Below are 15997 nucleotides of genomic sequence, written 5' to 3' on the forward strand. Positions count from 1 at the left end.
GCCAAGTGAAACACAAAAGTAAAGTGCCGGGAACAAAGGTAGATTATATCATCGTGGGGCAGGGCCTGGCCGGATCATGGCTGGCATTTGAAATGCTGAAAAGGGGACTTTCCATCCATGTTTTCAATGAAGACAAAGAAGCCACCTCTACCAAAAAAGCAGCAGGCTTATACAATCCGATCACCGGCAGAAACATGATCAAAACCTGGCGTGCCGATGATTTCTTCCCCTCCCTGGAACGCAACTACGAAGAGCTGGAAAAAGAAGTGGGCATGCGCTTCATACATCCAGTGCGAATCTATCGGCCTTTCAAAACCATTGAGGACAGAAACGACTGGGACGGGAAAGCATCAGACCCTGGGTATGGCATTTATTTGTCGGAATTCCGGGACAAATCCATGGGACTGGAGCATGTAAATGATGCCCTGGGAGGAATAGTGCTCAATCACTCCGGCTACATAGACCTGTCATTCATGCTAAAATCTGTCCAATCCCATTTAATTGATAAGGGAGTGTATACCAGTGAAGTGTTTGACTATGACATGATTGAAATGAATTCCGATTGGGTGTCATACAAGGATTACTCAGCAGCTAAAATCATTTTTTGCGAAGGCTCATTGTCTGCCAACCCCTATTGGCAACAGCTTCCTTTTCGTCCGGTAAGGGGTGAGGTCATTGACATCCAGTGCGATCTCAATTCCAACTTTATTATCAATCAGGGGGTTTTCATGATTCCCAAGCAAGGCCGGTTTACCGTGGGCTCTACCTATGATCATAAAAATTTAGTATTTGAGCCACAGGAATCCGGAATTAAATCGTTAGAAGAAAGGTTAAAAAAATTATATACAGGAGCGTACCGAATCATAGAAAAAAGAGCAGGCGTGAGGCCAGCCACCCATGATAGAAAACCGTATATTGGATTGCATCATGCATACAAAAAATTAGGAATTTTTAATGGTTTTGGTACGAAAGGTGTTTCTTTAACACCGTATTTTGCAAAGCATTTTGTAGATGTGCTTCAAGGTAAAAGTGAGTTAGATAAAGAGGTAAATGTCCAGAGGGTTTTATAAGTATATCATCTTATTTTTTGTGACATGCAGTGTGGCCTATAGCCAGCACTACACTACTCCTTTTGGCCAAAACAGAATCCAGTACAAAAATTTTGACTGGTACTATTATAGCACCAACAATTTCGACATTTATTACTACCCGGGCGGACAGGAATATGCGCTACAGGCCATCGATTTTTTGGAAGACGAATTTGTAGCCCTCACCGACAAACTTGGATATGCTCCTTACAGCAAAACCAAAATCTTCATTTACAACTCCATCCATGACCTTCAGCAGAGCAATGTTGGAATTGATGGAGCGGTTTACACCATAGGCGGGCGAACGGAATTTGTAAAACTGCAATTGGAAGTGGCATATCCGGGTCAGGCAAATCAATTCAAAAATGACCTGATGTATAAGCTCTCCAGCACTCTCATAAACGACATGATGTATGGAGGTAGCCTGGCAGAGATTTTCCAGAATAGCTATCTTTTAAGTCTGCCGGGGTGGTTTATCGATGGGGCTGCCAGGTACATCGCCTATGGCTGGTCCAGGGAAATGGATGACTACCTGAGAGATTACATGGGCAGGAAAAAAATCAAGAAGCTGAAACGTATAGACGGGGAGTCCGCATCCATTGTCGGCCAAAGTATCTGGAACTACATCGCAGTAAAATACGGTGAAGGCAACATCTCCAACATCCTCAACCTAACACGAATCATTCGCAAGGAAGAAAATAGTATCGCAAATACACTTGGCGTCTCATTCAAAACCTTCATGGACGACTGGCAAAATTATTATCTGCTCCAGAGGCTGGAGGTAGAAGAGAATTATGTAAAGGCGGGAAAAGATCGATTGCTGGAAGATATCAAAAACTCAAAGGAGTTGATTACATCTTCCATTTCATTCAACAAAGACGCAACCAAAGTAGCCTATGCCCTCTTGAAAAATGGGAAGTATCAAGTCTACGTTACAGACTTGGAAACAGGCAATAAAAAGCAAATCGTTAGCGGAGGATATCGAATCAGCGGTCAGGATGTAGACAAGCACTTACCCCTTTTAGACTGGCAGGATAATTTTACTCTGGGGGTAATTCTCTTCAAACGGGGATTTCTCTACCTCAACACTTATAATGTGGATAGGGGCGGCAAAGGACAAAAGCCTTTGGGTAGATTCCGTCAGGTTGAAAGCTTTTCTTTCAACGACAATGGCAGACTTGCAGTGATGTCCGGGGATATCGATGGTCAGAATGATGTCTTTCTGATTGCGATGAACAGAAATGCATTGAGAAGAATTACCCGTGATATTTATGACGACCTGGACCCTGTCTTTATTCCCGGAACGGCAGCCATCATTTTTAGCTCCAATCGGGTAAGTGATTCGGTAAATGTGAGCAATGTGCCTCTTGAAACCCTTGACAATAATTTCAACCTGTTTGTGTATGACCTGGATACCACCACCAGAAAATTTTACCGCCTCACCAATACCTACGGCGAAAACAGAAAGCCTAAGGCGAGGAATATTAATGAAATTTACTACCTGAGCGACCAACAGGGTATCTCCAACCTCTATCGATACAACCTCTACGATTCTATCACCACCCAGATCACCAATCTTGACAAAAGCATCATGAGCTACGATATTCATTTTGCTCCAAACAAGCTCACTTACAGCATGCTAGACGAGGGAGAGCGAAGGGTTTTCCTTGATACCATCACAAATTTGAATACCAGCAAATTCACTACAGAAACCCCTAGAAAACGAAGAGAGAATGCCATCCGTGTGGTCACCAGGGTTTTGCGAAATGCTGAGAAAAAGGAAGAGGAGAAAATTGAGCCAAAAGATGTGATTGACACGGAAGATTTTGCTTTTGAAGATGAAGCTGCTTCCGACAGCCTGATCAAAGAAGAAGATGACCCAAACTGGATTGATACGGACAACTACGTCTTTGAGGATGAGGCAGAGACCTCATTCCAGCCGGAATCCTTTTTCAGCAAGTATCAAAGCTTTAAGCAGGAAAATGAACGTATTGGCCCAATCCCGTACAACCCCAGGTTCAGTTTCAACAATGTGATCACCTCATTCCTATGGGACCCCTACCGAAATTTCATGATGCTGATGGAAACGGAGATCAATGATGTACTGGAAAACTACAAGATCAAGGGAGGTGCGCTCATGAAGACAGACTTCCGTCAGGGTGACTTGTTTGCAGAGCTGCAGTACCTGAAATACTGGATGGACTTCAAGCTCCGCCTTGATCGCAAAACATATATTTTGGAAAATTCAAGTGGGAATTTCAGGCACAAGTATAAGCTCAACAGATTCATGCTCACAGCGGCAGTTCCTTTGACGCACACATTTAGGGTTCAGGCCTCTCCATTTTTTACTGAGACCTCATTCACCAACTTAAACTATCTGAGTGTAACTGGTCAAGCAACGGATTTGGCACAAAACAGCCGGGAGAGATATGCAGGCGGGCGCTTTTCCCTGATTTTTGACAATACCATCGAACGATCATTCAACCTCTATCAGGGTACTCGTGCGTTAGTGGAATTCACCTCCCATTTCCACACAGAAAACTCAAACATGAACTTCAGTAATATCCGGTTTGATTTCAGGCATTATCAGAAAATACACAGGGAAATCACATGGGCCAGCCGTATTCTTTATGGCAAACAGATGGGCCCTGCCAGGAAGGATTACATGCTTGGGGGGATGGATAACTGGCTTTTTGCCGACGCAGATATTCAAAACGATGAGAATGATCCTTTGTTTATCAGCGACAATCAGGACAATAGTGATATCCTATTCAATGAGTTTGTAACCAACCTGAGAGGGCTGGATTATAATGAAGCCTATGGATCAGATGTGTTGGTTATCAATACAGAGCTCCGGATACCTGTGTTCCAATATCTGACGAACGGGCCAATAAAATCCAACTTCCTGAGAAACTTCCAAATTCTGGGTTTTGCTGATCTCGGCTCTGTATGGACAGGTTCTCCGCCTTTCAAAGACGGCAGGCCGATCACCCAGAAATTTGAAGGGAATCCATTTTCAGCGGAGATCGTGAAATTCCAGAATCCCTGGCTTGGAGGCTTTGGGTTTGGAGTTAGAACGGTGCTGCTGGGATATTACATTAAGTTTGATGCAGCACGCCCTTATCTGGATGGCGAGATCAACGACTACCGATTTTACTTCACTCTTGGGCTAGACTTTTAGTCCAAGGTTTAACTTTGCACCATGCAACAATCCATGACAGGCTATGGACGTGATGAACGTACCAGCCAGAATCTGTTGATCAAAACAGAAATAAAAGCACTCAACAGTAAGTTTTTAGACTTTTCACCACGAATGCCAAAAGAACTTTCCGCCTGGGAAGGAGAGATCAGAAATATGATCACTGATCAATTGAAGCGGGGGAAAGTGATGCTCAACATTGAATTGGAAGTTGCTGATAACAGTAACCTGGACGTACTGGTAGATGAAGCCCGATTCAAGGCTTATTATAATAAGTTTAGCGCCCTCACCGAGGCTGTAAACAGCCACAGTGGTGATCTGGTAAAACTGGCTATGCAAGCTCCGGATGTGATTAAACAGCAGGAAATTGACCCGGAATCCCTGCCTTGGGGAGATATAAAGGCCAGTCTGCAAGAGGCTATCCATCACTGCATTGAATTTCGAAAAAATGAAGGAGAAGCACTGGCACAAAAACTGGGTGAGTACATAGCCAATATCCGAAATGGCCTCAAGACTGTGGAAGAAAATGATGAGAGCAGGTCAGAAAATATCCGAAGCAGAATCCAAAAAAACCTGGATGAGATCCGCGACAGGGTGCAGGTGGATGAAAACCGGTTTGAGCAAGAGCTGATCTTCTACATGGAAAGACTGGATATCTCAGAAGAAAAGGTGAGACTAAAGCAACACCTCGATTACTTTGATGAGGTGATAGGATCCGAAGAATGTGCCGGTAAAAAACTGGGATTTATCTCGCAGGAAATCGGGCGGGAGATCAATACTATAGGGTCAAAAGCCAGCCATGCAGAAATACAGCGAACGGTGGTGATGATGAAAGACGAACTTGAAAAGGTCAAGGAGCAAAACCTGAATATTCTATAATAAAAAGAAGCTGTCTCAAAAGCCCTAATTGGCCCGTCATTCTGAGGAACGAAGAATCCCGAATATTTGAAATTCAGGTATTTAAAAATTCAAAGATTCTTCACATTCGTTCAGAATGACACTTTTGAGACAGCTTCTTCCCAAATATTAAACCAAGTGCTACTTTACTTTGAATGTGACGCTGGTCTGGTCCCAGGCCATTGATACATCTCCGTTTTTGGCAATATCTATCGTGAACATTTCTACTTCATCGTCAGTGGAGGTAGGCTCCACCTTTACCCGAAGTACGTCATCCTCCTCTTTGTATTCATAGGCTCCCCATCCATCCCACTTCTTGTTGAAGATGATGGTCCACTCATCCTTACCGGGAATGGTGAAAAGGCCATACTTTCCTGCCGTAAGTGTTTTGCCCTCTACCGTCACATCATTGGACACTTCAATCCATGTAGACTCATTCGCCCCTGTCCTCCACACTTTTCCATATTCTTCCAGTCCACCGAAAATGTCACGCCCTCTTTTTGATGGCCTGCTGTAATCGATGGTTACTGTGGTGCCCCCAACATCCTGCGTCACCTGAGCGGGCGGACTTTTCCTTTTGCTTTTGTCCTTTTGCGCGTTAACTGAAAATACAAGCAGCAAACTCATGGCTAAAAAGGATAGTGCTTTCAATGATTTCATATTTCTCTGATTTTAATGGTTCGGTTTTCAAAAGACTTCTTTTGAACTAGTTATTTGACGCAAATAACAGTTTTTTGTTTGTCTGCCCATCATACTTTTTTAAGTTTTGTGCTGAGCCTGCGGATATATATCGAATAGTTTTGGACATGGCCTTTCCAAATCACGGAATTCATTAACTTTTCCTATTACCAATTTTCCAACTCATGAAAAATGTACTAATCCTAACCATTATCCTACTGCTTGCAGCGTGTGGCTCGGAGGTGAAAAAAGAAAACAGAAAGCTCGTAGAAACTATCGACCACAAAGTCAAAAACATTGACCACAACCATCGAATCAAAATCATAGAGGACGATTTCAAAAGCGCTGATTCTATCTATAAAGTAAGGGGGTATTTCAGTGAGGGTATTTTGTTGAAGCTGGTGGGCATTATCAAAACCCCACATTTTGAGCGCGACGATTATTTTTATTTTGAGAATAGTGCCCCGATATTTTCCGGTCACATGATCAACTTCATGGATGACCGCCTGGCCGAGGAATTTAAGTATTATTATGAAGGCGAAAAGATTGCCGAGTGTCTTTATTGGGAAGACCACTACAAGCCGGGCAAGCGCTTTCCTCATGAAACCTTCAGGGAATTTGAACCAAACATGGATAGCCTGATGAAGGAAGAGCGAGATAGAATGGCGTTTTACCTTTCCAAGCTAAATACAGAGGGCTTTGAGATCAAGCATGAAAACGAAAACCTGGAGGCCAATACCAACCGATGACCCTGGAGGAAGCACAGCAGGTAGTAGACGAGTGGATAAAAACAAAGGGAGTTCGCTACTTCAATGAGCTCACCAACATGGCCATGCTCACGGAGGAAGTGGGCGAACTTGCACGGATCATAGCCAGAACATATGGTGAGCAATCATTCAAAGAATCTGACAAAAACCGCGACCTGGGAGATGAGATGGCCGATGTGCTATGGGTACTCATCTGCCTGGCAAACCAGACAGGAGTGGACCTGACCGAGGCACTCAAGAAAAACCTGGAGAAGAAAAACTCCCGAGATGCATCGAGGCATAAGGAAAATGAGAAGTTGAAGTGATTTTTTTGTGGCGGACTTGATTCACAATCTTCATGAGTGAAGATGCCGTGTCAAGCACGGCATGACACATTATTTTATTCGCCTTCTCCATCATAATATGCCTGAATCTTCTTTTTATCCTCCTCCGGAATGGAAGGGTCAGCCAGCAGCTGCCACGCTCTCTGGCGTGAGTTGATGTTGTATTTCAGAAGCACATTGTTTTCTTTCTCACGCTTTCGAATGCGACGTGCCATGATGAAAATAGCGATCTGGATGATGGCCACAATGGCAAGAAGGATGTAGAGCCAGGGTATTCCCATAAATATCTATTTAAGCTACCAACTCTCCATCAATCAACTTTGGCACCACCTGATATTTGCTTTCCTCCAGACAAAACTCCAGGTCTTCTTCTATGCCAAATGATTTGAGTCGCTCGGCGTGGCTGGATTGTAAGGCAAGGCCCAGCAAGTTTTCATGATTAGCCACAAAAAGCTGATGAGCCAATAGTGCAGAATCCCCAAGGGGTTCCATCTCTTCAGCACACTCATCAATCAATGCTCCGGCGAACAAGGTATCCTCCAGATTGGGCGTGCCCTTCCAGCCGGCACAGTGTACTACCACTCCCAGCGGTAGCTGGAGAAGGTATGCAGTCAGTGCTTCCAGATTCAGAAAAGAGCCAATGATGATTGCGTCAGCTCCTTCGGATTTTAAAATGGCCTGGGAGCCATTGGTCGTGGAGATGGCCACTTTCTTTCCTTTCACTCCCTCCTCTAAATATTCGAATGGAGAGTTACCCATATCAAAGCCTTCTACTTTTTGCCCGCCACGCTCACCAGCCATTAAGTAACCTGATTTTCCCAGTGCCTTGCACTCTGCTATTTCTGCAACTGGCCTGATGGCTTCCAAGCCATTTGCCAATCCCGTCACGATGCATGATGTAGCTCTAAAAATATCCACCACTACTACAATTTTTCCGCTCAGATCATGCTGATGGATGAGGTCAGGAGTTAGGCAAACTTCGATGGTTTTCATAATCACTTTTAAGTCATGCTGAATTTATTTCAGCATCTATAGACCCTGAATCGAGTTCAGGGTGACTTTACTACTTTGTTTGTTTATTTCAAAAACGGTGGCTTCACCACCTTCGCCTTAATCAGTTTATCCCGGATTATCACGTTGATTTCAGTATCTGGTGCACTATGCTCCACAGTAACATAGCCCATTCCTATTCCCATGTTTAGCGATGGGGACATGGTTCCGGAAGTTACCTTACCGATGATGTTTCCATCCAGATCAGCAAGCTCATAATCGTGGCGTGGAATACCCCGATCGATCACTTCGAAACCTACCAGTTTTCTTTCCACGCCCGTTTCCTTTTGAGCTTTCAGGTTTTCTGCATTCACAAAATCCTTAGTGAACTTCGTAACCCAACCAAGTCCGGCCTCCAATGGTGACGTTTCGTCGGTGATATCATTGCCATACAGGCAAAATCCCTTTTCCAATCTCAGTGTATCACGAGCTCCTAATCCTATTGGCTTGATACCGAATTCTGCCCCAGCTTCAAAGATTTGATCCCACACATCCTGTGCATCTTCTTTATTGATATAAAGTTCAAAGCCTCCTGAACCGGTATATCCTGTTGCTGAAATGATCATCTCATAACCGGCAAGAAATGCAGCTTTGAAGTGATAGAATTTCACTTCAGATAGATTCACCTCGGTTAATTTCTGAAGCGTCTCAACAGCCTTTGGGCCCTGCACTGCCAGGAGTACCAAATCATCGGAAACATCTTCCATTTCCACATCCCACTTGTTCTGGCTTTTGATCCAGTTCCAATCCTTTTCGATGTTGGAGGCATTCACTACCAGCATGTATTTTTCTTCAGAAAACCGGTAGACCAGCAGGTCATCCACAATGCCCCCTTTGTCATTTGGCAGGCAAGAGTACTGTGCCTGTCCATTCACGATCTTGGAAGCATCATTGCTAGTCACCCATTGAATAAGATCCAGCGCGTGTGGTCCCCGCAGCATGAACTCACCCATGTGGGATACATCAAATACACCCACTCCTTCACGTACTGTCATGTGCTCTTCTTTATCAGAAGAATAGCGAACGGGCATATTAAATCCTGCGAAGGGCACCATCTTGCCACCCATTTTTTCATGCAGGTCATTCAGGGGAATTCGTTTTGCTTCCATGTTTCTCAGCTATTAAGTTTTAATCCGACCGGACAGTGATCCGATCCAAAATATTCGTTGTAAATATGAGCTTCTGCTACCTGATCTTTTAGTTTCTCGCTCACCAAAAAGTAATCGATTCGCCATCCCACGTTTCGCTCTCGGGCCCGATATTTATAGTTCCACCAGGAGTACTTCACTTCATCAGGATACTTCATTCTAAAGGTATCAATGTAACCTTCATTTAGCAAAGCTTCCAGCCCATCGATCTCCACCTGTGTGTGCCCGGACTGTTTGTTATAATTTTCTTTACTTCGCTCCAGATCGATCTCCGTATGGGCCACATTCAGATCTCCGCAGATGATGACTGGCTTCTTCTCCTCCAGGCTAATAATGTATTCACGAAAAGCCTCGTCCCATGTAGCACGATAATCCAGACGCTTCATGCCTTCTCCTGAGTTTGGGGTGTAGACCGTCACCACAAAAAAGTTTTCGAATTCCGCTGCGATTACTCGCCCCTCCTGATCATGCTCTTCTATCCCCATATCATAGAAAACTTCAAGGGGTTTTTCTTTGGAGAGAATGGCGGTTCCTGAATACCCCTTACGCTCTTTTGATGAGTTCACAGCCACCTGATATTCAGGTAAAAGCTGAAGAGCCGTCTTCACATCTTCAGGCTGTCCTTTGGTCTCTTGCAGGCAAAGGATGTCCGGGTTCATCTTCTTCACATCTTTAATAAAATCTTTCTTGATCATGGCTCGGATACCATTCACATTCCAGGAAACAAGGTGAAGTTGGGGCATATTAGATTTAGGATTGCTGAATTAGGATTTATCAATGTTTTCTTCGAGGCGCAAAGAAAGGCACTACGTGCCATTATTAAAACTTAACACGCAAATTGTTGGATCGCCCTCATGCCTTTTCCTCCACTAAATTTCTACCCAACCTTGCATCCGTTCATCACTTCGCGCTGGGGCCTGAGGAGCACCACATCTTCTTGCTCATTATATATTCCCATCACCAGGCATTCACTCATAAAGGGACCAATCTGCTTGGGAGGAAAATTTACAACAGCAATCACCTGCTCACCCTTCAGTCGTTTTTTGTTGTACAAGGAAGTGATCTGAGCTGAACTTTTTTTGATCCCTATTTCCGGACCAAAATCGATGGTGAGGATATAAGCTGGTTTGATGGCCTCCGGAAATTCCTCGGCTTTTACAATGGTACCTACTCTCATATCAATCTTGGCAAAATCATTCCAGCTAATCATAGTTGTTTGTACAGCTTTTTAAGGTTCTTGTTTAGTCTTTTTATGTGATGCTCATTGCTCACATCGTTGCGTCTTTCTTCCAACGTATCAATAAGCGGTTTCAGATGGTTTTTGTTCAGCACTTCCATCAGTCTTTCTGCGTACTGGCCAAGTTGGTTAGATGGTGCTTTCATTAATTGCTCCTGCATAAGCAAAAACATATCCTCCTGAATTCCCTTATCCTGATATAGCGTGACCATAATTTTAAAACCATAATCACGTGTTACCACTGTGCCGGAATCCATGGCATCAATAATCTTGGGCAGCTGATCAAACAATTCAAGTTGAATCAGGTGCGCAATATTTGCCATGGTGATCATGCTGCCGAACACCACCCTGTTGATCGGGTCATCCAATCGGCTTACCAAAAAATCAACATGAGGGGCAAGCAATTTGGGGTTTCTCTCACCAACATAGGCAAGAGCAAGCATGGCATCCATTTGTGCTCTCTTCTTTGGTTTGCTTTGAATAAAATCGACCAACTCTTTCACCTCTTCTGAGCTATCGGAATCTGCAATTTTCTGAGCAACCTCCCTGTTCGGTTCCTGATCGTTTCTTCCTAAAGCATGTGCAAGTTGATTTTGAATCGACATAAAAAAACCCTGACGATAATGTCAGGGTTTAAGTTAATGCTTTTCCCAGTTTTAGCTTGCGCAGAATTCTTTCAGTCTTCTGTTTTTGCCAGGCTCTCTCAATTTTTGAAGCGCCTTCTCACGGATTTGTCTTACTCGCTCACGAGTCAAGCCCATGGCATCTCCAATTTCTTCAAGTGTAAATGGATTGTCACATCCGATACCGAAGCTCATCATCACCACTTCTCTCTCACGAGCTGTAAGCGTTGATAGTGCTCTCATGGTTTCCACTTTCAGTGAGTCATTGAAAACAAGGTTACCATCTGTAGGGCCTGTAGTTACGTTTTCCAAAACGTCTAGCAATGAACCGCTTTCATCTTCGCCAAAAGGAGCATCCATGGACATTTGCTTCACCTCGGCTCCAAGTGTATTTCTTACTTCACTTGGTTTCATGTCCAGAATTTCAGCCAATTCCTCTTCTGTTGGCTCACGCTCAAACTGCTGCTCCAGCTCTGCATAGGCTCTTCTAATCTGGTTGATCGCACCAGACTTGTTCATCGGCAAGCGAACGATTCGAGACTGCTCGGCTAGAGCCTGCATGATTGACTGACGAATCCACCATACGGCATAAGAGATAAACTTAAATCCTTTGGTTTCATCAAATTTCTTGGCGGCTTTAATCAACCCAAGGTTTCCTTCGTTGATCAAGTCATTTAGTGGTAAACTTCTGTTCTGGTACTGCTTGGCCACAGACACCACGAACCTAAGGTTTGCTTTTACGAGTTTCTCCAATGCAAGGTCATCACCTTCTTTGATACGCTTGGCAAGCGTCACCTCCTCATCGGGAGTAATCATTGGCACATTACTTACCTCAGTAAAATATTTCTCCAGGGTGTGGCTCTCTCTCCTGTTAGTAATCGACTGGGTAATCTTCAGCTGTCGCATATTATCTTATTAAAAACTAATTTGTTATGGGTCTAAAAAAGCAATCTGCAAAGATAGCCTCTTCGAGACTGATTTTGCAATGATTGACTTTTTAATATACGACTTAAGAACCAGAAATTGTATGTTCTGGTTTCAGAATTCTACGAATTGGTTAAAAATCTGTTGTTGGTCCAATCGCCATTATATGACTTTCAGGTAAGTTCTTGCATTTCTAAATGCATATACTCCAACGACCATTACGACTAGGCTGAAGACCATTCCCAATACAGTAAACTGCTCCTGAATATGTGCTTCGGTCAAAGGGACGAAAGCAAACAGTACCCCTAGAGCTAAGCGACTAAATCCCCATAAGGCAATAAGTACCCCTGAAATTCGAATCATGCGCCGAGCCTTCACATTTTGATTGTAAACGATATATACCATAAAGAATAGAAAAACCAAGCTAAGCACGAATGGAACCGGACTACCAATTGTTAAATATATTACTCCTTTTATCAGAAACGCCAGACAGCAAATTGCTAGCGGAATCATTAAGCCAGGATGTTTTTTAAATGAATCTTTCATTGGTTGATTATTTCTTTGATTACCTCATAGACGAACACTGTAGATTTTGCTAAAAACTCAAAATTCACCGTCTCATAGATGTCTTGAGGCGTGTCCTTATAAGGAGCATAGTCTCCATTCACGTATTCATCTGTCAAACCAATCGCAGGGTAGCCTAATTTCCGGAATGAATGATGATCCGTGGAGTTTACTCTGGTCAGATGAAAAGTTTGTCCGATACGCTGACTCACTTGTGTGTAAACCATTTCCAGCTCAGCTGAAGGAAGTTCCAGTTCAACAGTTCCATCGCCATCTGCATCCCACCCGATTGTATCTACCGTATGAACTGAATGAATTTTCAGTCCTTCTTTCTTTAAATGTCTGGCGAACGCCTGACTTCCAACCAGCTCTTCCTCCTCCTGATCAAAGAAAATAAGGATGATATTTTTAGAGCGATAATCAAGTGATTGGAGTTTTTTGACAACACTAAAAATTAATGTCACCCCTGTCCCATTATCGATGGCACCAGGACATCCCACCTCTGTATCGAAATGAGCACCCAGAACAATGTATTCATCAATCTTTTCTGTTGCTTCCAAGATGGTGTAAACATTGGCTCCTTTGAATGGTGCGAAAAGTAGATCGATCAATGGATTGAGATTTGGCATCAGGTAAGTATGTTCTTTGGGTTCCAGTCCCAATGATCGGATTTTGTCTTTTAAATAATCTCGAGCCAAATTCCTTTCTTCTGAGGAACTTCGCGCATTGAGCGATTTCCCATTCCATTCGTATTTTCCTGACAATTCGCCAATCATTTGCTGTTGCTCCCTGATCAAGCTATCCTGCTGACCATGAATGTTAAAAATTGGAACAATCAAAATCAGTAATATATAACTCAGCTTCATTATTCGTATCGGATGGATTGAACAGGATTTGACTTAGCAATTCGATAGATTCTACTAAGCACAGTCGTAAATGATACCAAAAGCACAAGGATAAATGCGATGACAAACAGGTCTGCGCTCAAGTTGATTCGATAGGCAAAATCTGCAAGCCAGTCACTAAACAGCCACCAGGATACCGGAGCAGCTATCACCAATGAAATGAGGAATAGAATAAGGTAATCTTTTAAAATTAATGATGTGATGTTTTGAACGCTGGCGCCCATCACTTTACGAATGCCTATTTCCTTCGTTTTTCGCTCTACGGTAAAATTGATCAAACCGAAAAGACCGAAAGCAGAAATGATGATTGATACGATCGAAGCAATTAAGATAATCCTCGCTCTGCTTTCTTCTGCTTTGTAAAACCGCTCCCACTGCTGATCTAAAAAGTTGATTTCTGGTGGCGTTTCAGGGTCGAAAGTGGCATTAACCTGCTCGATATGGGAAATCGTCTCCTTGGCATTTTGTGAATATTTAATAGTGAAATAATCGATTGATCGGATATGGTTGTTCCAGTTGGTGAGAACCACAGGCCCCACTTCCTGATAAAGGGATTGAAAATGGAAGTTCTCCACTACCCCCATAATTTTTAATCTGGCGGTATCGCTGTTATCATAAATCCACAAACTCGTACCCACCCGATTTTCCAAATTCAACATATCTGCCGCCTTCTGATTAATCAGAACATAAAGGCTATCCGTTTGGTCGTTTCCAGTAAAATTGGTCCCTTCAATCAAGTCGATCTGATAGGTATCCAGCCAGTTGTAATCAATTGCATAGTGGCTTGCCTCAACTGGCTCGTCAGTCAAGTTTTCTGTCAAATTAGCAACAGGGATATCCTTCCATTCACCCGGCACACGTGAAGAGGTGGATGCATTAATTACATTAGGGTTTTCTTTGATTCCTTGCAAAATATTTTTGAACTCCCTACGAGCTGCACCCGAATTGATATCCAGGACAATCATTTTTTCATTGTCAAATCCGAGATCTTTGGATTGCACATAGTTGAGCTGACGATAGATAACCATAGAACCAATAATGAGAAAAATAGATAGTGCATATTGAACTCCAACCAATCCTTTTCTCAACAAATCTCCCTTACCGGAAAAAGCATTTTTCAAGATTAATAATGACCGCTTCAGCTTTGAATAATAGATAGCCGGGAGCAAAGCTGATACCCCCCAGATAATAAGAATGGATCCAATATGGTATGGCACAAAATCAAGCGTAAATAAAAGGCTTATTTGAAAGTCTTTATTTGCTATTTCCTTGAAGAGGGGAAAGAGGACAACAATCAAAACCAATGAAATGGCATAGGCTATTATTATGGTCATAAAAGTCTCGAAGAATAGCTGAACCAATAGTTGCCTATTGTTTGCGCCATTAATCTTTCTCATACTCGCCTCCAGTGTCCGCTTCAAAGCCTGTACGGAGGATAGATTAATGTAATTGAGAGCCGCAATGAATATAACCAAAATACCCATGAAGAAAATCATGGCCACAAATTCACGATCACTGTAAGGGATGGCTAATGGTGCCTCCATATTTTGCCACTCCAGGTCACTGGAACTCAGGTGTAGATCTGATAGAGATTGCAAATAGAAGTCGTGCTCATCTCGGATATCTTCATCAAAATACTTTTCAATGAAAGCCATCTTTTGGGCATATACATCTTCGGGTGTTGCCCCCTCTTTTAGCAATACATAGTTGGTGGAGAAATGGGTATCCCAAGAGTTGAAAAAGTTTTGAAATCCTTGACTGAGTTGACCAAAATTTAGGACGTAAATCTGGTTGAATTGATAGCTCGAATTTCGAGGTAGTTTTTCCATGACGGCCAGCACCTCCACATTTCCAAACCGATCAGTCTCCACGGTTTTGCCAACTGCCTCATCTTCACCAAATAGCTTCTTCGCTGTTTCTGTTTCCATAATTACCCCGGCCTCACCTGAGAAGGCTTTTGCCGGGTTTCCATTCAGCACCTTAATATCAAAAATGTTGAAAATTTCAGGCGATGCAATCACCCAGCTTCGTTCTGCTATTCTTGTCTGACCAAAACCCATTGCAATGGAGCCGAAATTGAACATTCTTCCAGCATCTTCTACGGCTGGAATATCCCGCTTCATCGCTTCTCCCATCGGATTTGCAGTAGCTGCATAATGATGCGTGCCGTCTTCCTCCGTACTCTTCTCTATTATCCGGTAAATCCGGTCAGCCTTGGAGTGGAACTTGTCAATGTTCTGCTCATCGTAAACATACATCAGTATTAAAAACAGAATGGCAAAGCCCATTCCCAGGCCTAAAATATTGACTAGGTAATGTGAGGTTTCCTTCCTGAATCTGCGGAAGTATATCTTCGTGTAGTTCTTAAATAAGTTCATCGTCCAATTATTAAAGAGTTGAGTTTTTTTGAGATTGACAAGACGAAATGAGCGGAGTACATTCCACACAAAAAATAGCTGCGCCGACTTGATAGATTTTTTGGATCGGATGTGGTACATCTCAAAAAGATCCCCCTCAATCTCATCGAGATATTCTTCTCGACAGTACCAGTGCAGAAACCTGAGTGCCCATTTTGGTGGTTGCGATTCCGGCAT

General features: G+C 43.1%; 16 protein-coding genes. 5 read left to right on the forward strand and 11 right to left on the reverse strand.

What is annotated here, in order from left to right; genetic code table 11:
- Positions 1–5 precede the first annotated feature (5 nt).
- The 3 genes from RLN88_RS15010 to RLN88_RS15020 are packed head-to-tail and all read left to right on the forward strand — an operon-like array spanning position 6 to position 5166.
- Entirely contained in the window at positions 6–1070 is a 1065-nt protein-coding gene (locus RLN88_RS15010) for an NAD(P)/FAD-dependent oxidoreductase (protein WP_350222231.1), read from the forward strand.
- On the forward strand, positions 1051–4269 hold the full coding sequence (locus RLN88_RS15015; RefSeq protein WP_350222232.1) for a translocation protein TolB: 3219 nt from the start codon (positions 1051–1053) through the stop codon (positions 4267–4269). The genes RLN88_RS15010 and RLN88_RS15015 overlap by 20 nt, the downstream gene beginning before the upstream one ends.
- Positions 4270–4290: 21 nt before the next feature.
- Positions 4291–5166, forward strand: coding sequence for a YicC/YloC family endoribonuclease (locus RLN88_RS15020; protein ID WP_350222233.1), 876 nt, complete (start codon positions 4291–4293; stop codon positions 5164–5166).
- A gap of 159 nt (positions 5167–5325) precedes the next feature.
- On the opposite strand, the gene RLN88_RS15025 is transcribed toward RLN88_RS15020, so the two are convergent.
- On the reverse strand, positions 5326–5844 hold the full coding sequence (locus RLN88_RS15025) for a DUF2911 domain-containing protein (RefSeq protein ID WP_350222234.1): 519 nt from the start codon (positions 5842–5844) through the stop codon (positions 5326–5328).
- 203 nt (positions 5845–6047) lie between these two features.
- On the opposite strand from RLN88_RS15025, the gene RLN88_RS15030 reads away from it, so the two are divergent.
- The gene (locus tag RLN88_RS15030; protein WP_350222235.1) at positions 6048–6611 is read left to right on the forward strand and encodes a hypothetical protein; all 564 of its coding nucleotides are present in this window, start codon (positions 6048–6050) and stop codon (positions 6609–6611) included.
- Positions 6608–6934: a nucleotide pyrophosphohydrolase gene (locus RLN88_RS15035; RefSeq protein ID WP_350222236.1), complete on the forward strand. Its 327-nt coding sequence runs from the start codon at positions 6608–6610 to the stop codon at positions 6932–6934. Before RLN88_RS15030 ends, RLN88_RS15035 begins: the two co-directional genes overlap by 4 nt.
- Positions 6935–7008: 74 nt before the next feature.
- Here RLN88_RS15035 and RLN88_RS15040 read toward each other — a convergent pair whose 3' ends face one another.
- The 10 genes from RLN88_RS15040 to RLN88_RS15085 all read right to left on the reverse strand — a co-directional run bounded on the left by RLN88_RS15040 (position 7009) and on the right by RLN88_RS15085 (position 15997).
- Positions 7009–7233, reverse strand: coding sequence for a hypothetical protein (locus RLN88_RS15040; RefSeq protein WP_350222237.1), 225 nt, complete (start codon positions 7231–7233; stop codon positions 7009–7011).
- A 10-nt stretch (positions 7234–7243) separates the two neighbouring features.
- A complete protein-coding gene (locus tag RLN88_RS15045; RefSeq protein WP_350222238.1) occupies positions 7244–7945 on the reverse strand; it encodes a 2-phosphosulfolactate phosphatase in 702 nt (233 codons plus the stop codon).
- Between the two features lie 83 nt (positions 7946–8028).
- Positions 8029–9111: a glycine cleavage system aminomethyltransferase GcvT gene (gcvT, locus tag RLN88_RS15050; protein ID WP_350222239.1), complete on the reverse strand. Its 1083-nt coding sequence runs from the start codon at positions 9109–9111 to the stop codon at positions 8029–8031.
- 5 nt (positions 9112–9116) lie between these two features.
- Positions 9117–9893 carry an exodeoxyribonuclease III gene (locus RLN88_RS15055; RefSeq protein ID WP_350222240.1) on the reverse strand — a complete coding sequence of 259 codons (777 nt, stop codon included), beginning with the start codon at positions 9891–9893 and terminating at the stop codon, positions 9117–9119.
- A 134-nt stretch (positions 9894–10027) separates the two neighbouring features.
- Positions 10028–10360, reverse strand: coding sequence for a tRNA-binding protein (locus RLN88_RS15060; protein WP_350222241.1), 333 nt, complete (start codon positions 10358–10360; stop codon positions 10028–10030).
- Positions 10357–10992, reverse strand: a complete 636-nt coding sequence (locus tag RLN88_RS15065; protein ID WP_350222242.1) for a hypothetical protein — start codon at positions 10990–10992, stop codon at positions 10357–10359. Before RLN88_RS15065 ends, RLN88_RS15060 begins: the two co-directional genes overlap by 4 nt.
- Before the next feature lie 51 nt (positions 10993–11043).
- Positions 11044–11916: a sigma-70 family RNA polymerase sigma factor gene (locus RLN88_RS15070; protein ID WP_350222243.1), complete on the reverse strand. Its 873-nt coding sequence runs from the start codon at positions 11914–11916 to the stop codon at positions 11044–11046.
- A gap of 180 nt (positions 11917–12096) precedes the next feature.
- Positions 12097–12480, reverse strand: coding sequence for a hypothetical protein (locus RLN88_RS15075; protein WP_350222244.1), 384 nt, complete (start codon positions 12478–12480; stop codon positions 12097–12099).
- Positions 12477–13364 (reverse strand): M28 family metallopeptidase, encoded by an 888-nt coding sequence (locus tag RLN88_RS15080; RefSeq protein WP_350222245.1) that lies wholly within the window; start codon positions 13362–13364, stop codon positions 12477–12479. The genes RLN88_RS15075 and RLN88_RS15080 overlap by 4 nt, the downstream gene beginning before the upstream one ends.
- On the reverse strand, positions 13364–15997 hold the full coding sequence (locus RLN88_RS15085) for an FtsX-like permease family protein (protein ID WP_350222246.1): 2634 nt from the start codon (positions 15995–15997) through the stop codon (positions 13364–13366). Before RLN88_RS15085 ends, RLN88_RS15080 begins: the two co-directional genes overlap by 1 nt.

This window comes from Ekhidna sp. (genome assembly GCF_040223195.1).
GTDB lineage: Bacteria > Bacteroidota > Bacteroidia > Cytophagales > Cyclobacteriaceae > Ekhidna.